Source organism: Halobacillus halophilus, from assembly GCF_020171985.1.
GTDB lineage: Bacteria > Bacillota > Bacilli > Bacillales > Halobacillaceae > Halobacillus > Halobacillus halophilus_A.
The window spans coordinates 379,313-397,270 of record NZ_JAIVAL010000001.1 but is presented as its reverse complement, the minus strand read 5'-3'; the positions used below and the strand labels follow the sequence as shown (position 1 = coordinate 397,270).

At 39.8% G+C, this 17,958-nt stretch carries 21 protein-coding genes; all 21 read left to right on the top strand.

Going from position 1 to position 17,958, the window contains the following annotated elements:
* Positions 1 to 34 precede the first annotated feature (34 nt).
* Positions 35 to 859, top strand: coding sequence for a spore cortex-lytic enzyme (sleB, locus tag LCM11_RS02025; RefSeq protein ID WP_412098121.1), 825 nt, complete (start codon positions 35 to 37; stop codon positions 857 to 859).
* An 11-nt stretch (positions 860 to 870) separates the two neighbouring features.
* Positions 871 to 2,202 (top strand): germination protein YpeB, encoded by a 1,332-nt coding sequence (ypeB, locus tag LCM11_RS02020; protein WP_224892612.1) that lies wholly within the window; start codon positions 871 to 873, stop codon positions 2,200 to 2,202.
* A 120-nt stretch (positions 2,203 to 2,322) separates the two neighbouring features.
* The gene (locus tag LCM11_RS02015) at positions 2,323 to 2,985 is read left to right on the top strand and encodes a flagellar brake protein (protein WP_224892611.1); all 663 of its coding nucleotides are present in this window, start codon (positions 2,323 to 2,325) and stop codon (positions 2,983 to 2,985) included.
* Between the two features lie 159 nt (positions 2,986 to 3,144).
* The gene (gene cmk, locus LCM11_RS02010; RefSeq protein WP_224892610.1) at positions 3,145 to 3,825 is read left to right on the top strand and encodes a (d)CMP kinase; all 681 of its coding nucleotides are present in this window, start codon (positions 3,145 to 3,147) and stop codon (positions 3,823 to 3,825) included.
* 3 nt (positions 3,826 to 3,828) lie between these two features.
* Positions 3,829 to 4,410, top strand: a complete 582-nt coding sequence (locus tag LCM11_RS02005; RefSeq protein WP_224892609.1) for a lysophospholipid acyltransferase family protein — start codon at positions 3,829 to 3,831, stop codon at positions 4,408 to 4,410.
* A gap of 101 nt (positions 4,411 to 4,511) precedes the next feature.
* Entirely contained in the window at positions 4,512 to 5,654 is a 1,143-nt protein-coding gene (gene rpsA / locus LCM11_RS02000; RefSeq protein ID WP_224892608.1) for a 30S ribosomal protein S1, read from the top strand.
* A gap of 17 nt (positions 5,655 to 5,671) precedes the next feature.
* A complete protein-coding gene (fni, locus tag LCM11_RS01995) occupies positions 5,672 to 6,700 on the top strand; it encodes a type 2 isopentenyl-diphosphate Delta-isomerase (RefSeq protein ID WP_224892607.1) in 1,029 nt (342 codons plus the stop codon).
* Between the two features lie 85 nt (positions 6,701 to 6,785).
* A complete protein-coding gene (locus LCM11_RS01990; RefSeq protein ID WP_224892606.1) occupies positions 6,786 to 7,382 on the top strand; it encodes a hypothetical protein in 597 nt (198 codons plus the stop codon).
* Entirely contained in the window at positions 7,379 to 8,260 is an 882-nt protein-coding gene (locus tag LCM11_RS01985; RefSeq protein ID WP_224892605.1) for a YIEGIA family protein, read from the top strand. Before LCM11_RS01990 ends, LCM11_RS01985 begins: the two co-directional genes overlap by 4 nt.
* Positions 8,261 to 8,263: 3 nt before the next feature.
* A complete protein-coding gene (locus LCM11_RS01980; protein ID WP_014643531.1) occupies positions 8,264 to 8,449 on the top strand; it encodes a capping complex subunit for YIEGIA in 186 nt (61 codons plus the stop codon).
* 240 nt (positions 8,450 to 8,689) lie between these two features.
* Positions 8,690 to 10,000, top strand: coding sequence for a ribosome biogenesis GTPase Der (gene der, locus LCM11_RS01975; protein WP_224892604.1), 1,311 nt, complete (start codon positions 8,690 to 8,692; stop codon positions 9,998 to 10,000).
* Positions 10,001 to 10,027: 27 nt separating this feature from the next.
* Positions 10,028 to 11,068 (top strand): NAD(P)H-dependent glycerol-3-phosphate dehydrogenase, encoded by a 1,041-nt coding sequence (locus tag LCM11_RS01970; protein ID WP_224892603.1) that lies wholly within the window; start codon positions 10,028 to 10,030, stop codon positions 11,066 to 11,068.
* Between the two features lie 61 nt (positions 11,069 to 11,129).
* Complete coding sequence (locus tag LCM11_RS01965; protein ID WP_224892602.1) at positions 11,130 to 11,390, top strand: stage VI sporulation protein F; 261 nt, start codon at positions 11,130 to 11,132, stop codon at positions 11,388 to 11,390.
* Between the two features lie 274 nt (positions 11,391 to 11,664).
* Complete coding sequence (locus LCM11_RS01960) at positions 11,665 to 11,862, top strand: DUF2768 domain-containing protein (RefSeq protein WP_224892601.1); 198 nt, start codon at positions 11,665 to 11,667, stop codon at positions 11,860 to 11,862.
* A gap of 18 nt (positions 11,863 to 11,880) precedes the next feature.
* The gene (locus LCM11_RS01955) at positions 11,881 to 12,609 is read left to right on the top strand and encodes a hypothetical protein (RefSeq protein WP_224892600.1); all 729 of its coding nucleotides are present in this window, start codon (positions 11,881 to 11,883) and stop codon (positions 12,607 to 12,609) included.
* Between the two features lie 244 nt (positions 12,610 to 12,853).
* Positions 12,854 to 14,332 carry a stage IV sporulation protein A gene (spoIVA, locus tag LCM11_RS01950; protein ID WP_224892599.1) on the top strand — a complete coding sequence of 493 codons (1,479 nt, stop codon included), beginning with the start codon at positions 12,854 to 12,856 and terminating at the stop codon, positions 14,330 to 14,332.
* Positions 14,333 to 14,691: 359 nt separating this feature from the next.
* Positions 14,692 to 14,964 carry an HU family DNA-binding protein gene (locus LCM11_RS01945; protein ID WP_014643523.1) on the top strand — a complete coding sequence of 91 codons (273 nt, stop codon included), beginning with the start codon at positions 14,692 to 14,694 and terminating at the stop codon, positions 14,962 to 14,964.
* 144 nt (positions 14,965 to 15,108) lie between these two features.
* Positions 15,109 to 15,336 (top strand): trp RNA-binding attenuation protein MtrB, encoded by a 228-nt coding sequence (gene mtrB, locus LCM11_RS01940; protein WP_224892598.1) that lies wholly within the window; start codon positions 15,109 to 15,111, stop codon positions 15,334 to 15,336.
* 94 nt (positions 15,337 to 15,430) lie between these two features.
* A complete protein-coding gene (locus LCM11_RS01935) occupies positions 15,431 to 16,234 on the top strand; it encodes a heptaprenyl diphosphate synthase component 1 (protein ID WP_224892597.1) in 804 nt (267 codons plus the stop codon).
* Between the two features lie 2 nt (positions 16,235 to 16,236).
* Positions 16,237 to 16,944 (top strand): demethylmenaquinone methyltransferase, encoded by a 708-nt coding sequence (locus tag LCM11_RS01930; RefSeq protein WP_224892596.1) that lies wholly within the window; start codon positions 16,237 to 16,239, stop codon positions 16,942 to 16,944.
* A 16-nt stretch (positions 16,945 to 16,960) separates the two neighbouring features.
* Positions 16,961 to 17,932 (top strand): heptaprenyl diphosphate synthase component II, encoded by a 972-nt coding sequence (hepT, locus tag LCM11_RS01925; protein WP_224892595.1) that lies wholly within the window; start codon positions 16,961 to 16,963, stop codon positions 17,930 to 17,932.
* Positions 17,933 to 17,958 lie beyond the last annotated feature (26 nt).

Sequence of the window (17,958 nt, the reverse complement as noted above, 5' to 3'; positions counted from 1 at the left end):
ATAAATAATACTACTGGTCAGGGGTGTAACTCGGATGATATCAAAGAAAACGATAATCATTGGATTGGGAGCAGCTATGCTCATCTTTCCTGTTTCAGAATGGACATCTGTCAACTCTGTGGAAGCTTTTTCAAATCAAGTTATACAGCATGGAGCGACCGGAGATGATGTGATTGAACTACAAGCCAGATTGCAATATCTGGGGTTTTATAACGGCAACATCGATGGGGTTTTTGGATGGGGCACTTATTGGGCCGTTCGGAATTTTCAGTATGAATTTGGTCTTGAAATTGATGGTTTGGTAGGGGAAGAAGTGAAAAATAAACTGACCAAAGCTAGTAAATATGATAAGGGATATGTTCAGGAGCAACTGAGAAGAGGAAATGATTTCACTTATTACGGAGGTACACCGAAAACTCAGCAGGTTAAACAACAGAAACCAAAAGGAACCCAGAAACCTCCTCAGAAACAGGAGCCAACAGCCGTTAATGTTCCAAGTGGGTATTCTCAGAACGATATCCAATTGATGGCTAATGCTGTGTATGGAGAGGCACGAGGTGAGCCTTACGTTGGTCAGGTCGCCGTGGCATCTGTAATTCTTAACCGTGTGTCGAGCGCAACGTTTCCAAACACCGTGTCAGGAGTCATTTTTGAACCACGAGCATTTACTGCGGTAAGTGATGGACAGATATGGCTTCAACCTAATGAAACGGCAAAAGAAGCGGTTATGGACGCTATAAACGGATGGGACCCATCTGGGCAGGCTATATATTATTTTAATCCAAACACGGCAACATCGGACTGGATATGGTCTAGGCCGCAAATTAAGAAGATTGGCAAACATATATTCTGTAAATAGGAGGTGTAAGAATGGTTCGCTGGATTACAATTGTCGTATTAAGTATAGTAGCTATAGGTACAACAGTCTGGGGTTACAAGGAAAATCAAGATAAAAATGCAGTACTTATTCAAGCAGAGAACAGTTATCAGCGTGCATTTCATGAGCTCACTTACAACGTAGATCTTCTGCACGACAAAATAGGTGCTACTCTGGCTATGAACACTAGACAGCAACTCTCACCACAGTTAGCTGAAATTTGGAAAATCACCTCGGAAGCAAATTCAGATGTGGGTCAGCTTCCGCTTACTCTGCTACCGTTTAATAAGACAGAAGAATTTCTTTATGAAATAGGGGATTTTGCTTACAAAACCGCTATTCGTGACTTAGAGAAAAAGCCTTTAAGTGAAAAAGAATTAAAGAAACTGGAAGAGCTTCATAAGCATTCAGGTGAGATTGAAACGGAGTTACGTAAAGTACAGAATGTTGTTTTAAAAGATAATTTGCGCTGGATGGATGTCCAACTGGCTCTTTCTACTAATAATGAAGCAGGCGATAATACGATCGTGGATGGTTTCAAGACCGTAGAGAAAACGGTGGACGGTTATACACAAACGACCGCTCAAACAGGTATAACAACTACCACTCCAGAGAAAAGTTATAAAAATCTACAAGGGAGTCTTATTTCAGAAGCAAAAGCCAAACAAATTGCAAGTCAATGGCTGGAGAAGGTGGATGTTAATAAACTTACACTGACTAAATCAGGTAAGGGAGCTGATGTGCCAACTTATACGGCTTCGTTTGACAATGGGAAGCGCAATGGGTATATGGATTTAACTGTAAAAGGTGGGCACCCTTTAACCATTATGATCAGCCGCAAAATGGGAGAGGCGAAAATTAGTCTTCACGAAGCATCCAAGAAAGCAGAGAACTATGTAGAAGGACTTGCGGCAGAAGGTTTAGAGCTGGCTGAGACGAACCAGTACAATAACATAGGGATCTTTCGTTATGTTTATACTAAGGATGACATTCGTTATTATCCAGAATCCGTAGTTGTAAAAGTGGCGTTAGATAATGGTGAAGTACTTGGTTTATCCGCAAGAGATTACTACGATGATCATAAGGATCGTGAAATTGAAAAACCTGAAATCACCGTAGAAGAAGCACGCTCCAAAGTAAACCCGGGGTTAGATATACAGGAAAATCGCCTGTCTGTTATCGAAAATGACTTAAAAGAGCTTGTATTATGTTACGAATTTTTAACTACTAAAGAAAATACGACGTATCGAATATTTATAAACGCTCAGAATGGACAGGAAGAAAAAGTGGAAACATTAAAGAAAGCCGAAATCAAATTTAATTAGTAAAAAAACCGTCATGAAAATGGCGGTTTTTATAATTCTTAAGACCTATATACTTTTCAAATTAATAAAAAAATGAGATAATATAATTAATACAAAAGTCATGTATAGTTGGGGGATATAATGGAGATTTTAAAAATTGGTATGGCGTTCAACCTGGAAATTAACTCGAAGGATAATGAAGAACCGGAGAAATATAAATGTAAACTTGTTGATTACACGAAAGGGTATATTTATATTGATTATCCTATTAATGTAAAGACGGATAAAGCGGCTTTTATTATGGAAGGTACTGAAATTCAGGCGAGCTTTATTACCGAGGATCAATCTGTATATAGCTTTTACACGGAGGTAGTAGCTCGAAAAAAATTAAACATTCCGGTGCTCGTACTCTCATTTCCTCCTCGAAAAGATCTTATTCGAATACAGCGTAGAAAGTATGTGCGTGTAGATGCTTCAATAGATGTGGCGGTTCAGTTTGAAAACCAATCTTTTACAGCAGTGACTCAGGATATTAGTGGTGGCGGAGCAGCAATTTTAGAACCTTTTCATGTACAGATGCACAAGTGTCAGCGCGTTAACTTAACGTTAGTTCTCCCTATGAATTCTGGTGAAAACCGTTACGTGGAGTCAGAGGGAATCATAGTAAGAATAATTCAACAAGAAAGCGGAACAAGAAATCAAGTATCCATTCAGTTTGAAAATATTTTGGAAAAACAACGTCAGTTAATTATTCGATATTGTTTTGAGCAACAGATGAACATGCGTAGAAAGGCACTAAATTAGCTACATAATAATGGATTTTTTCCAATTAGTTATGTTATTCTTTACAGAGTAATTAAGAGTCTCTCGTGGTGGAGTCAGCCCTCTGAGGGCTCTTAGGCGCGCTTTCATTAATTGAGTGCGCTTTTATTTGTATAAGGTAAATTGGAGGAAACTGAACTCATGGATATTATGACAATTGCAATCGACGGCCCAGCTGCTGCCGGAAAAAGTACTGTAGCAAGAAGAGTAGCTGAAAAATTATCTTTAATATATGTAGATACAGGGGCCATGTATCGTGCATTAACTTGGAAAGCCTTAAATAATGGTGTTTCACTGGAAGATGAATATGCTCTGGCGCAATTATTGAGGAACACGGCCCTAGAATTAGTGCAGAGTGAGAATGGACAGAGAGTTCTTCTTGATGGTGAGGATGTTTCGGATGATATAAGAACAAGTGATGTTACGAACCAGGTATCGATTGCATCCAAACATAAAGAGGTCAGAGAAGAAATGGTAAGCCGTCAACAGGAACTTGTTAATCAACAAGGTGTAGTGATGGACGGAAGAGATATAGGGACTCATGTACTGCCTAATGCTGATGTAAAGATATTTATGATTGCTTCTGTGAATGAAAGAGCAGAAAGACGTCATAAAGAAAATCAGTCTAAAGGGTATGACTCAAACTTGGAAGACCTTAAGGAAGAGATTCGCAGGCGTGATGAAATAGATTCAAATCGTGAAGTCGCTCCCTTGGTAAAAGCTGACGATGCCGTTATTGTAGACACCACCTCTTTAACAATAGAAGAAGTAGTAGCCCAGATAATTAAAGTAGTAAATGAAAAGAAGAAGAGGGGGGAATAAATAATGAGTTTGTATAAGCTGGGTAAATGGATTTGTGCTGTCATCTTTTACCCTTTATACCGAATTAAAGTTATAGGTAAACACAATATTCCTAAAGAAGGCCCGGTTATTGTCTGTTCCAATCATATATCTAATGCAGATCCGCCTGTAGTAGGTATTACAAATAGCAGGGATATCTACTTTCTTGCCAAAGAAGAATTGTTTAAAAACAAGCTGATTGGGGGAATTCTTAAAGGAGTCCATGCTTTTCCAATAAAAAGAGGCATGCGTGATCGTAATGCGCTCCGTCAAGGTTTGGAAATTCTTAATAATAATCATGTACTAGGTCTTTTTCCAGAAGGAAGAAGACAGAAGAATGGCGAAATTGGAAAGGGCTTGGCTGGTGCAGGTTTCTTTGCTCTGCGTTCTGAAGCCTATATTGTTCCCTGTGCTATAGTAGGGCCTTACAAGAAGTTCCAGCGGTTGAAAGTCGTTTATGGTGAACCCATTGATATGAGTAGATACCGTGAGGAAAAAGCTTCTGCACAAGTCGTAACGGATCGAATTATGGAAGAAATCAGAAAACTGCATAAAATTCACAGCTGATGGAGCGTAATCACTTGACAAAAAGCTCTAAATATTAGAAGTTAGAAAAAAGGGCATTTCTGTTTCAAGGTTGTGTCGGAAATTGAAGGAGGTAGCTTGGTATGGATGAAATGAATCAAGAAGTATCTGGAATGCAAGAATTCTCTGCCGGGGACATTGTTACTGGTAAAGTTGTTAAAATCGAAGAAAAACAAGTCCTCGTAGATGTTGGATATAAAGTTGAGGGGATTGTACCTATTAGTGAATTATCCAGCCTTCATGTTGAAAAAGCTTCAGATGCAGTCAGCGAAGGGGACGAGTTGACTCTGCAAGTGAAAAAAGTAGAAGATGATGAAATCGTCCTATCTAAAAGAGCTGTCGATGCAGATAAAGCATGGCAGGACCTGGAAGACAAGTATGAGAGTGGAGAAATTTTCGAAGCTGAGGTTAAAGACGTTGTAAAAGGCGGACTTGTAGTAGACATTGGCCTTCGTGGATTTATTCCTGCATCTCTAGTAGAAACTTACTATGTTGAAGATTTTGAAAATTACAAAGGTAGAAACCTTTCTCTTAAAGTGGTCGAACTGGATCGCGAACAAAATCGTGTCATTCTTTCTCATCGGGCAGTAGTGGAAGAGGAAGAGTCAGCGAAAAAGCAGGAGGTACTGCACTCGCTTGAAGATGGTCAGGTAATTGAAGGTACTGTTCAAAGATTGACAGACTTCGGTGCGTTTGTAAACCTAGGAGGTATTGACGGATTAGTACATATCTCCCAACTGTCTCATCAGCATGTAGAAAAAGCATCTGATGTAGTTGAAGAGGGGCAGACGGTTAAAGTTAAAGTACTATCTGTTGATCGCGATAACGAGAGAATATCTCTTTCCTTAAAAGCCACTCAGCCTGGTCCGTGGCATGATATTCAGGAAAAAGTTAAACAGGGAGAAGTACTGGAAGGAACGGTTCGCCGTTTAGTAAGCTTCGGTGCATTTGTAGAAGTGTTCCCAGGAGTTGAAGGACTCGTTCACATTTCCCAAATCTCCAATCGCCACATTGGTACTCCTGGTGAAGTCCTGGAAGAAGGACAGCAGGTACAAGTTAAAGTGTTAGACGTAGATGGAGAAGGCAAACGTCTTTCCTTAAGTATGAAAGAACTTGAAGCTGAACAAACTAGAGAAGAGTACCAGCAGTATGAGAAGGAAGAAGACAATTCCGGTTTCTCACTAAGTGATATGATTGGCGATAAGCTGGATAAATACAAAAAATAATTGAGCGGGTGTTGGATATGACAAGGTCTGAAAGGAAAATTGATCATATCCGCCATGCATTAGGTCACGAACGAGCTTATCGCAATCATTTTGATGATGTGGAAATCGTTCATCAAAGTCTGGCTCGACTGGACTTTAATCAATTGAGTATAGAGACACAAGTAGGGGAACTTCATCTAAGTTCCCCTCTTTTTGTTAATGCAATGACCGGTGGTGGTGGAGAAAAAACGAAAGAAATTAATCGGAACCTCGCTTTAGCAGCAAGTGAAACCGGTATTGGAATGGCTGTAGGTTCCCAAATGTCAGCCATTAAAAATCCCGAGGAGAGATCCACCTATGAAGTTGTGAGGGAAGTAAATCCTGATGGGATCATTTTTGCAAATGTAGGGAGCGAAGCTACCGTTCCTCAGGCAGAAGAAGCTGTCGAGATGCTTAAAGCGGATGGACTGCAAATTCATATTAATACACTTCAGGAATTAATAATGCCTGAAGGAGACAGAGATTTCTCCCACCGTCTTCATAGAATAGAAGAGATTGTATCTAAAATGTCTATTCCTGTGATCGTTAAAGAGGTAGGTTATGGCATGTCAAAAGAGACAGTGGAATCCCTATATTCTATGGGGGTACGTTATATTGATGTAGGGGGCCAGGGGGGTACAAATTTCTCTAAAGTTGAGAATATGAGAAGAGACAACCCTTTATCATCATTTAACAACTGGGGAATCCCTACCCCTATTTCTATTTTGGAATCCTCCACTGTCGCTTCGGACCTCCACATTATCGCATCCGGAGGTATTCGCCACGGACTTGATGGAGTGAAAGGACTCATTCTGGGAGGAAAGGCATTCGGAATGGCTGGAGGACTGCTTCGTGTCCTGGTTGAAGAGGGTAAAGAGGCTCTGGTCAATGAAATTTATCATATTCATGAAGAAGTGAAAATTGCGATGATGTTGTTGAATACACCTAATATTCACGACTTGTCTCATAACCCCTATATATTATTTGGCAGGACTAAAGAATGGTCAGACCAAAGACTTGACCCATGATGATAATCATGGGTTTTTTATATGGGCAGATGTTTAAAGAAGGGCTTAGTGATCCATAATAGATAGAAGGAAGGGGTGGAAAGCTTTGGCAGCTATTTACTACTGGTACGCTTGGTTCCTTGCTCTCATCATCTTTTTTTTCATTCCAGCTTCATCCTTGCGAAGTCGCTTGTTACTTTTTATCTGGATCATAATGTGTACATATTCCTTCGGAGATAATCCGTTCATAAACTTTCAGCTCTACTCTATTTTGCTATTAGCCATTTTTGGTACTTATTTTTGGAAAATTACTCATAAACATATGATCCAGCATTTCTGGCCTATCGTGTTAAGTATTGGCTATACAGCTGTGCAGCTATTTCTACTAGTGCAGCCAGTTTGGTCCAGACTCCCGGGTATTTACCTGGGAGTAATATTTTTCTTATTTGTGCTTCATAAAATGTTTGAAGATCTACCTAGTTTAATAGGGGTATGGCTTCTTATAAATGCATTTGGTACATTATGGTCTTATTTGGTACTTTCAATTTACATTTTAGAAGAGCCCATTATGAATCAACAAATGATAATTTTTGTATTAAAAGGTATGGTCGTTTTATTTATTATGTACGGGATTCATCACTTAAAGTATTCTCTGCAACAGCAGAAGATTAAAACGATTAAAAAAGGAGGTGCGTATGTGTGAATGAATACACGTATCCAATTATTGCTGGTATTACAGTTGGTACCGCATTGAGGGTCTTTATGCTTCGAACCGACTATCGTCAATATCCTACCTACTTACACGGGAAAATTATTCATTTATCTCTGGGTTTTATAGCGGCTGCGCTCGGGACGATAGCCATTCCCTCTATAATGGAAAAAGAATTTACAGCGGTTACCTTTTTAACATTAGCTGCTTCCCAGTTCAGAGAAGTTCGTAACATGGAAAGAAATACGTTAACAGAAATGGATTCCTATGAACTTGTACCACGGGGAAACACTTATATTGAAGGGATTGCAGTCGCTTTTGAAAGCCGAAATTACCTCGTTATTTTTACTTCCTTCGTTGTTACGTTATGCTATTTAGCAATAAACGGTTGGGCAGCTCTTGGTGCTGCTTTCGTGTGTTTTGTAATTTCTTCCCTGTTAATGAGCGGTTCCAAGCTTTCAGATATTGTAACGGTGGAACTATCAGAACTTAGCTTTAAAGGGGCAGGTTTATATGTAGATAACATTTATATCATGAATATAGGACTTCCTGAGCGTCAGGACGAAATTCTAAAGTATGGAATGGGATTCATACTGACACCTAAGTCTTTTAGTGTTCGCTCAACTATAGCCAACCTTGGCCAGCGGCAGGCCATTTTACATGATGTATCCGTCACTCTTGGGGTTTTTAGAGATTCTGGAACGCCTGCACTTGTTCCGTTAATTAAACGAGATCTTAACGATGGGAGAATTGGTGTTTTTATATTACCTCAGGAAAAAGATCCTGTAAGGGCAAAAGAAATCATTTCCTCCGTCCCAGTACTGGAAAATGCCATACAAATGCCGTCAAGGAAAAGAAACCGGGAGGGCTAATATATGAAGATGGAAAAAGCGATTCTAGCAGCGATTACAACTCAATCAGAAAAAGTGACGGGAAGTACGGCCGTTTTTCATTGTGAGACCAAAGAAGAAATGGAAGCTGTAGCCGCTAACCTTGAAGCGATCCTTGATGGAATCGCTCACGCCTTGAGTGATCGATTATACATCATAGTAAAGCATTGATGGAAGCGGATCAGTAATTGTTTATTTTATTAATGTCTGCTAAAATATTAGAGTTAAAGGATTTCTGCTGTTCTGCGGAAGGAAAGCTGCGCATCGGCTATCCGCGGAAGAGCAGTATTTTTTATGTTGCGTGGTACAGAGAAATAGAAAACTCAGGTAGAATTCTTTTACCTCTGTATTTTAACGATGAAGAAATCGTGGAATAAGTAAAAATAGAAAAGAAGAAAGGAAGATCCTTTCATGAGAAAATCTGTCATGGCGATTGTTGGACGACCAAATGTGGGGAAATCGACCATATTTAATAGACTGGTCGGGGAAAGAATTTCGATTGTAGAAGACACACCTGGAGTGACGAGAGATCGTATTTATGCTGAGGGAGAATGGTTGAATGAACGGTTTAATGTCATTGACACAGGGGGAATTGAACTTGGTGATGAGCCTTTACTTGTACAAATGAGAGAGCAGGCTCAGGTAGCTATCGATGAAGCGGATGTTATTGTTTTCATGGTTAACGGCCGTGATGGAATTACAGGCGCTGATGAAGAAGTGGCGAAGATCCTTTACAAATCAAACAAACCTGTCGTGCTCGCCGTGAATAAAGTTGATAATCCAGAAATGAGAGAAAACATCTATGAATTTTATTCTCTTGGTTTCGGAGAACCCCACCCTATATCTGGTACTCATGGTCTAGGACTTGGCGACATGCTGGATGAAGTGGTTAAACACTTCCCCGAAAAAATGATAGAAGAAATCGATGACGATATTATTCGTTTTAGTGTCATTGGTCGTCCTAATGTTGGAAAATCTTCATTAGTAAACACTCTGTTAGGACAAGAGCGAGTTATTGTAAGTGATATAGCAGGAACAACTAGAGATGCCATAGACACACCGTTTTCAAAAGATGACCGGGATTACGTTATAATTGATACGGCAGGGATGCGGAAACGTGGAAAAATATACGAGGCTACTGAAAAATACAGTATAATGAGAGCACTGAAAGCTATCGAACGATCCGATGTGGTTTTATCCTTAATTGATGCAGATACAGGTATTCAGGAACAGGATAAAAAGATTGCCGGCTATGCACATGAAGCTGGTAAAGCTGTGATTATTGTAGTGAATAAATGGGATACTGTGGAAGTGGAAGAGAAAACGATGAAAGAGTTCGAAGATAAGGTTCGATCTAACTTTCGCTTTTTGGATTATGCTCCTGTTGTATTCTTATCAGCTAAAACAAAAAAGCGTGTTCATACCTTACTTCCAAGAATACTGGAAGCAAGCGAGAATCATGCCAAACGCGTTCAAACAAACATATTAAACGAAGTGATTATGGATGCTTTGGCTATGAATCCATCCCCTTCCATAAAAGGGCAAAAGTTAAAAATCTTTTATGCTACGCAGGTATCTGTTAAACCTCCGAGCTTTGTAGTATTTGTAAACGAACCGGAACTGATGCACTTCACTTATGAGCGTTTTCTTGAAAATCGAATTCGCGAAGCTTTCGGTTTTGAAGGTACGCCTATTAAAATCTTCGCTAGAAAACGAAGTTAAGGGAAATTCAAGAAGGGAGCAGGTATCATGGAAAAAGTAGCCGTTTTAGGGGCGGGCAGCTGGGGGACAGCTCTTGCCATTGTCCTTGCTGATAATGGTCATGAAGTAGCTCTTTGGGCTCACCGTAAAGAGCATGCAGATGAAATAAACGAAACACGTGCAAATGAGAAATATTTAAAGGGTGTTACCATACCTGAACAGATAGTCGCTGATAGTCAGTTGGATAGGGTCGTGAGTGGGGCTGACCACATCCTGCTTGTTGTACCTACGAAAGCTATGCGTGAGGTATGTCAGAGCCTTAGAGAGCTCATTGATCATAGAGTAACCATCACACATGCTTCGAAGGGGATTGAACCTGAAACGTTCAAAAGAGTGTCAGAAGTCATCCATGAAGAGATCCCTGAGGAGTTATATGAAGATATTGTGGTATTATCAGGACCTAGTCATGCAGAAGAAGTAAGCTTGCGGCAGCCGACAACGGTTACGATCTCCTCTAAGAAGCTAGAGGTAGCAGAAAAGGTACAGGACCTTTTCATGAATCGCCAGTTCCGTGTTTACACTTCTCCTGACCTCGTTGGTGTGGAGCTGGGCGGCGCCTTGAAAAACATTATAGCTTTGGGGGCTGGAATATCAGACGGCTTAGGTTATGGTGACAACGCCAAAGCTGCTTTAATTACAAGAGGGTTGGCTGAAATTGCGCGTTTAGGCACATCTATGGGAGCTAATCCCCTTACTTTTTCCGGTCTTACAGGTGTTGGTGATTTAATTGTTACTTGTACTAGTTCTCACAGCCGTAATTGGCGTGCCGGGTACAAATTAGGTCAGGGGAACGATTTGGATGAGGTACTTAATGAGATGGGAATGGTGGTGGAAGGAGTCCGCACAACGAAAGCGGCTTACCAGCTTTCTCAGACTCAGGCTGTAGAGATGCCAATAACTTCTGGAATTTATCGAATTTTATTTGAAAAAGCCCATGCAAGAGACGTGGTGGACCAGTTGATGACCAGGATTCGCCGTCATGAAATGGAGGACCTTACAAATATTCTTGATGAACAAATGAATGACTGACACATATAGAACCTCGTGCATATACTATCCAGAACCTAACGCACGAGGAGGTCAATTGTTTATGAGTGATTTTCAAAAGAATATCTTTGATCATTTGAAGAAGAAAGCTAATATCGACGCTGAAGATGTTTTTAACGTGGCAAATTCTGTTCAAAATGCTGATTTTAAAGATGAGAAAACGGTGCGGCGTTTAGTGCGTCAATTGTCAAAAATAGCGAATAAACCGGTTTCTAAGCAAAAAGAAGATAAAATTGTTGAAGCGATTACGAAGCAGAATATGCCTTTGGATATGAATACTTTAGGTAAGTTTTTAAAAGGATAGTTAACGAGTGGGCGTCTGAGGAGGCGACCCTTCGAAAAAATGCATATGATAACACGCAGCAATTATTACACATGAGCTGGATAGGGAATTATTTAGTCAAACCGGAGCAAAGCTGCTCCGGTTATTTTTCTTTTGATAATAAAGAATTTAAATAAACCTTACATAAGATCTTGGTTGCTGTAGTTTCTTGTGATCGGAATAGGAAGGTGTTTCCGCTTAATGGTAAGCGTGTGGTATAATATCAAAAGCGATTTGTGTACAAAGGGGGAAAATAATGTCTGAATCAATGCTCAATATGTACATCTCCTTTGCTGGGATTTTATTCTTGTTTCTGGCAATTGGATTGATTTTATTAAGCAGGCATAAATTAAAAGGCGTGCTTTCTGGAATTGTAGCCTTTTTAGCCTATGTGTTTATGATTCTGGGAGGTCTAATTATATTTTACATCGTATTTAGTGGACCGACAGCTTAAGGAAATGGAGGGCTCAACATGAAAATGCTAAAACTATGGACTGTTCCATTCCTTCTTTTAATATTGACGGGCTGTCTTTATCCAAGTAACCAGCTGCAAAAAAACCAGGTACCTAATCAGGTACAGTTAGAGTCTATCCAAAACGCTGTAGAAACCTATCAGGAAAATACAAACGGTTTGTTACCCATAAAAACTAAACCTCAGGATACACCTATTTTTCAGAAATATCAGCTGGATTTTGAGAAGTTAAAGCAGCAAAATCTAATTGGCGAACTTCCTGGTACAGCCTTTGAGAACGGGGGATATTATCAATATGTTATTATCTATCCAGAGGAAAACCCTACAGTAAAAGTTCTTGATTTAAGAACGACTGAAACCCTTCGTTCGTTACAGGTAAAAGTAAAATTCTTCAGGGACAATAATCGTTATCCACCGTTTGGAGATCAAATTGCTAAAGGTGTCTACGCCCTTGATTATGAAAAAATAGGTCTAGATGAACCACCTATGATTGATAGTCCTTATTCTCAGCAAATGCTGCCCGTTTATTTAAATTCAGAAGGAAAACTGTTTATAGATTATCGAAAAGATTTATATGAATATCTTAAAAACAAGGATCATTCCTATGAATCTGGTGAAGATATCCGCTATTTACTTACGGATCATGCCCCGTTTGTACCAGGTTATTCAGAACCCTACACCATACGTGATGGAGAACCCATCTTTATGAGTGAATATCAGTCATCTTAAAAGGAGCCGTTCCCGGTTAGGGAACGGTTCTTTTTTCTGCTGAAGATGCTCGGAAGGATATAGAATGATCTTTTCCTCGTCTTCATAAGCTTTAAAGAGCTAGTTCAAAACCTTTTCCGGTAACAAGGTTCAATTAATTATAATATGAAGTTATTAAATTCTGGCATATTTCACTTAGATGATGTCATAGAATTAGATTGTCTAGGCTTGTATGATGGTGAAATTTTATTTGGGAGGGGATCCTTTGGAAAAGGTAGATATCTTTAATGATATTTCCAAACGGACAAATGGTGATATTTATCTCGGAGTAGTGGGGGCTGTAAGGACTGGTAAATCCACATTTATAAAGAAGTTTATGGAATTAGTAGTCTTGCCAAACATGGAAGAAGAGTCTGAAAGGGAACGTGCGTTAGATGAGCTTCCCCAAAGTGCTGCAGGAAAAACCATCATGACAACAGAACCAAAATTTGTTCCTAACCATGCAGCAACGATTAACATTGATGATCATCTGGATATCCGTGTCCGTATGGTTGACTGCGTCGGCTATGCCGTTAAAGGCGCTGTGGGCTATGAGGACGAACATGGGCCGCGTATGATTCATACACCATGGTATGAAGAAGCCATTCCTTTTCAAGAAGCAGCGGAGATCGGTACTCAAAAAGTTATTCAGGAGCATTCAACCATTGGAATTGTAGTAACGACTGATGGGACGATTGGAGAAATTGCACGTGCCGATTATGTAGAAGCTGAAGAAAAAGTAGTTGAAGAGTTGAGAGAAGTTGGTAAGCCGTTTATCATGATTGTTAATTCAGCTCAACCTCATGCCGATAGTACAGAGAGGTTGAGAAGAGAACTTTCAGAAAAATATGATATCCCAGTTCTGGCCCTGTCGGTCGAAAGTATGAGAGAGCAAGATGTACAAAGTGTGCTTAGAGAGGCATTGTTTGAGTTTCCTGTTCTTGAGGTCAATGTAAACCTGCCAAGCTGGGTAATGGTGCTTGATTCTAGGCACTGGTTAAGGAACAATTTGCAGAATGCAATTGAAGACACAGTCAAGGACATTAAGCGACTTCGGGACGTAGATACTGTCATTGGAAACTTTGATCACTATGAATATATTACCGGTGCCCATATTTCTGGAATGGATCTTGGAGAAGGGGTGGCAGAAATTGATCTGCAGGCTCCTGAACATCTTTATGACCATGTACTGAAAGAGATTGTTGGCGAGGAAATTCGGGGCAAAGATCATCTTCTGGAAATTATGCAGGATTTCGCCATCGCTAAAAGAGAGTACGACCAAGTAGCAGATGCTCTGCAGATGGTGAAACAAACCGGATATGGCATAGCAGCTCCATCTTTAGAGGACATGTCTTTGGAAGAACCTGAAATAATACGCCAGGGTTCAAGATTCGGGGTTAGGTTAAAAGCAGTGGCCCCTTCTATTCATATGGTCAAAGTAGATGTACAGTCTGAGTTCTCGCCAATTATAGGTACAGAGAAACAGAGCGAGGAGCTTGTAAGATATTTGATGCAGGATTTTGAAGAGGACCCATTGTCTATTTGGAATTCAGATATATTCGGACGTTCATTAAGCTCAATTGTACGTGAAGGTATACAGGCTAAGCTTGCTTTAATGCCAGAAAATGCAAGATATAAATTGCAAGAAACGCTGGGGAGAATAATCAATGAAGGCTCCGGCGGCATGATAGCCATCATCCTATAACGGCTCCCAGTGGGCCGTTTTAATTTTTTTGTGCAATTTTTTTTAGATAATAAAGGGATTTCCCGGTCCAGTGTCGTAATAACTCGTATGGAAGGTTTAAAGTTGAGCAAAACCCCTTCGTGTCAGGGTTTGAGGCTTCTTGCACCCGCGAGGTGTTTATGGTAAGCTACTCTTGAACTGAAGCGGAATTCACTCCTATAAATCGCTTTGTAACGCGATTGTTAAAGGATTCTCTATTGAATTTCGTTGGAAACTCGTTTAGTATAAGGCTTGTCATCATTTGATGACCGCTACATCAACATTTATAGTGGTTCTTTCCACTTGAATGAGATTAACCCTCTTGAGAGGAGGTGAATGTCATGAACAAAACAGATCTAATCAACGCTGTATCTGAAAAAACAGATCTTTCTAAGAAAGATGCTACACAAGCTGTCGACTCTGTATTCGAATCTATCATGGATTCACTAAAAGATGGTGAGAAAGTTCAGCTTATTGGATTCGGTAACTTTGAGGTTCGTGAGCGTGCGGCACGTAAAGGTCGTAATCCACAAACTGGTGAAGAGATCGAAATCTCTGCTAGCAAAGTTCCTGCTTTCAAACCAGGAAAAGCCCTTAAAGACGCGGTAAAATAAAAAGCTACATAGGGCTTTGGAAAAGGGTGCATTGTGCACCCTTTTTTTCTTATTAACGAACTCTCTGTTATAAAGGATTTGAATGTTTTGACATCAAAATACTTCTAAGAGATAGTAGTAATTAAAGAAAGGAGATTGTAGTAAATGACAACTTCTAATAATGATTTTTTTGTTATTAAAGCTTTAGAAGACGGTGTGAATGTTATAGGATTAACGCGAGGTACAGATACAAGATTCCATCATTCTGAAAAACTTGATCAGGGTGAAGTAATGATTGCTCAATTTACAGAACATACTTCTGCCGTTAAAGTTCGTGGCAAAGCAATCATTCAGACGAGCCATGGTGAAATGACAAATGAAGGGGACGAATAGGCTCTCATTACGTATAGAGAAGCTACATAAAAAGCGTTTGAAAGTGAATTGTGCTATAATGGGTATGGTTTATTAGTGTTCACGAAGGGACCAGGTGATCAAGTTGAATTCCTCAGATCATTACATCAAACAATTGAAACAGAAAATTGAATCGAAAGTTCGCCATCCTTTTTTGGCGCGTTTTATACCGGAACCTGCTGTGGATGAGGATAAGCTCGTGATTTTATCTTCGATCATGGATCATACCAGTCTGTCTTCTGTAAAAAAGGAACAGTATATTATTACGACTATGCTGGTTCAAATAGCTTTGGACACCCATGACCTTGTAACCCTTACAGAAGATGAAGATGACCAGGAAACCATCAGAAACCGACAGTTAACTGTTTTAGCAGGGGACTATTACAGTGGACTCTATTACTATTTATTGTCTCAACTTGAGGATATACCCATGATTCAAACGCTTGCAGGTGCTATAAAAGAAATTAACGAATTAAAAATGGAGCTATACTATAAAGATGTAGAGTCTTTTCAAGAATTTCTAAACGGTCTAAAGAAAATAGAATCGTTACTTATTCAAAGAGTGGCTTCTTATGTCCAAAGGACAACAATTAACGATATGGCAGGAGAATGGCTTCTGGCAAAGAAACTTCTTGAAGAGAAGAAAAGTTATCAGGAAGGTAAATTTTCTCCACTCATCGATGTACTAATTAAGCGGCCGGGGATTTTAGGGAATAGTGGGCAAGTAATCGTAAACATTGAGCAAATGCTCCAGAGCCACGTGCATCGGCTTGAAACAACAGTCTCTCAGCTGCCGATTCATTTTAACTGGCTAAAAACTTATGTCCATTCTGCTATTCATCATCAATTCAATCAGAGACAGATTGCGGAAGAAGGTTAAATATGGGCTCACAAACTAAAGAAGAACGTGTTCATCATGTATTTGAACAAATATATAATCGATACGACCAGATGAATTCCATTATTTCTTTTCAACAGCATCGTTTGTGGCGAAGAGATGTAATGAAAAGAATGAATGTTAGCGAAGGAGAACAAACACTTGATCTGTGTTGCGGGACGGGAGATTGGACAATGGCTCTAGCGAAAGAAGTCGGACCGACCGGGAAAGCAGTAGGGCTGGACTTTAGCATTAATATGCTCTCCGTAGCCATTAAAAAGAAAATGGCATTAAAAATGAGGCAAGTAGAATTTGAGCACGGTAACGCCATGGAATTACCTTTTGAAGATAACCAGTTCGATTACGTTACGATTGGATTCGGTTTAAGAAACGTTCCGGATTACAGGCAGGTTCTATCAGAAATGCTACGGGTGGTAAAGCCTGGTGGAAAGGTTGTCTGTCTGGAAACTTCGCAGCCGGAAAACCCCCTTTTTAAATCTATTTATTATTTCTATTTTAGAAATATAATGCCTTTATTTGGAAAGATTTTCGCTAAAAGTTATCAGGAATATAGCTGGCTGCATGAATCGGCTAAAGATTTCCCGGGGAAAAACGAATTAAAAGAGATGTTTGAGGATGTCGGTTTTAAGAACGTAATAGTCAAATCCTATACAGGTGGCGTTGCGGCCATCCATATGGGTGAAAAGCAATAATTAAGGATGAAGCACAATGAAATTAGCCATGATCTACTCATTTCTGAAAAACGATTTATCTTCTATAGAAACTGCTGTAAATGAGACTATACAGTCAGATAACCCGGTTCTACGCGAAGCTTCGAGCCAACTTTTGCAGGCTGGTGGAAAGCGCATAAGACCAGTATTTGTGCTGTTAGCCGGTAAATTCGGTGATTACGATATTGAACGTATGAAGGCCGTAGCTGTGTCTTTAGAACTTATACATACTGCTTCTCTCGTTCACGACGATGTAATTGACGAGTCAGAGCTCCGAAGGGGAGAGCCTACAATAAAGTCACGCTGGGATAACCGAATCGCTATGTATACAGGCGATTATATTTTTGCGCGCTCGCTGGAAAACCTATCGGCTCTTGAAAATCCCCGGGCTCATCAGATTTTAGCTAACACCATGGTTGAACTTTGTCTAGGTGAAATTGAGCAAATCAAGGATAAATATAATCTTGATCAGAATTTACGTACATATCTTCGTAGAATAAAAAGGAAAACGGCTCTTCTGATTGCGGCTAGCTGCCGTTTGGGTGCTATTGCGGCCAATGTTACCCCTCGTGAAGAAAAAGCCTTATATCAATATGGGTATTATGTAGGGATGTCTTATCAGATCATCGACGATGTTCTTGATTTTACTTCTTCCGAAGAAGAACTAGGCAAACCAGCGGGGAGTGATCTTCTTCAGGGTAATATTACATTACCTGTTCTATATTCTATGGAAGAAAGCGATTATAGGAAGCGTCTGGAAGAGCTTTTTAATAGAAAAGATCAATTAAACCCGGAAGATATTAAACCATTGATTGAACGGATTAAAATAAATGATTCTATACCCCGGGCTCTCAATTTAAGTGACAGGTATTTGAAAAAAGCTTACGAGTCCTTGGATAAGCTTCCTCCAAATCGTGCTAAACAGACTTTAAAAGGGATTGCTAAATACATTGGAAAAAGAAGGGCATAATGTATTGCCTTCCCTTCCAAACTTTG

What these genes read in the sequence shown, in the direction of transcription:
- sleB (WP_412098121.1), top strand. Translation starts at nt 35, where the DNA reads ATGATATCAAAGAAAACGATAATCATTGGATTGGGAGCAGCTATGCTC.
- ypeB (WP_224892612.1), top strand. Translation starts at nt 871, where the DNA reads ATGGTTCGCTGGATTACAATTGTCGTATTAAGTATAGTAGCTATAGGT.
- LCM11_RS02015 (WP_224892611.1), top strand. Translation starts at nt 2,323, where the DNA reads ATGGAGATTTTAAAAATTGGTATGGCGTTCAACCTGGAAATTAACTCG.
- cmk (WP_224892610.1), top strand. Translation starts at nt 3,145, where the DNA reads ATGGATATTATGACAATTGCAATCGACGGCCCAGCTGCTGCCGGAAAA.
- LCM11_RS02005 (WP_224892609.1), top strand. Translation starts at nt 3,829, where the DNA reads ATGAGTTTGTATAAGCTGGGTAAATGGATTTGTGCTGTCATCTTTTAC.
- rpsA (WP_224892608.1), top strand. Translation starts at nt 4,512, where the DNA reads ATGGATGAAATGAATCAAGAAGTATCTGGAATGCAAGAATTCTCTGCC.
- fni (WP_224892607.1), top strand. Translation starts at nt 5,672, where the DNA reads ATGACAAGGTCTGAAAGGAAAATTGATCATATCCGCCATGCATTAGGT.
- LCM11_RS01980 (WP_014643531.1), top strand. Translation starts at nt 8,264, where the DNA reads ATGAAGATGGAAAAAGCGATTCTAGCAGCGATTACAACTCAATCAGAA.
- der (WP_224892604.1), top strand. Translation starts at nt 8,690, where the DNA reads ATGAGAAAATCTGTCATGGCGATTGTTGGACGACCAAATGTGGGGAAA.
- LCM11_RS01970 (WP_224892603.1), top strand. Translation starts at nt 10,028, where the DNA reads ATGGAAAAAGTAGCCGTTTTAGGGGCGGGCAGCTGGGGGACAGCTCTT.
- LCM11_RS01965 (WP_224892602.1), top strand. Translation starts at nt 11,130, where the DNA reads ATGAGTGATTTTCAAAAGAATATCTTTGATCATTTGAAGAAGAAAGCT.
- LCM11_RS01960 (WP_224892601.1), top strand. Translation starts at nt 11,665, where the DNA reads ATGTCTGAATCAATGCTCAATATGTACATCTCCTTTGCTGGGATTTTA.
- LCM11_RS01955 (WP_224892600.1), top strand. Translation starts at nt 11,881, where the DNA reads ATGAAAATGCTAAAACTATGGACTGTTCCATTCCTTCTTTTAATATTG.
- LCM11_RS01945 (WP_014643523.1), top strand. Translation starts at nt 14,692, where the DNA reads ATGAACAAAACAGATCTAATCAACGCTGTATCTGAAAAAACAGATCTT.
- mtrB (WP_224892598.1), top strand. Translation starts at nt 15,109, where the DNA reads ATGACAACTTCTAATAATGATTTTTTTGTTATTAAAGCTTTAGAAGAC.
- LCM11_RS01930 (WP_224892596.1), top strand. Translation starts at nt 16,237, where the DNA reads ATGGGCTCACAAACTAAAGAAGAACGTGTTCATCATGTATTTGAACAA.
- hepT (WP_224892595.1), top strand. Translation starts at nt 16,961, where the DNA reads ATGAAATTAGCCATGATCTACTCATTTCTGAAAAACGATTTATCTTCT.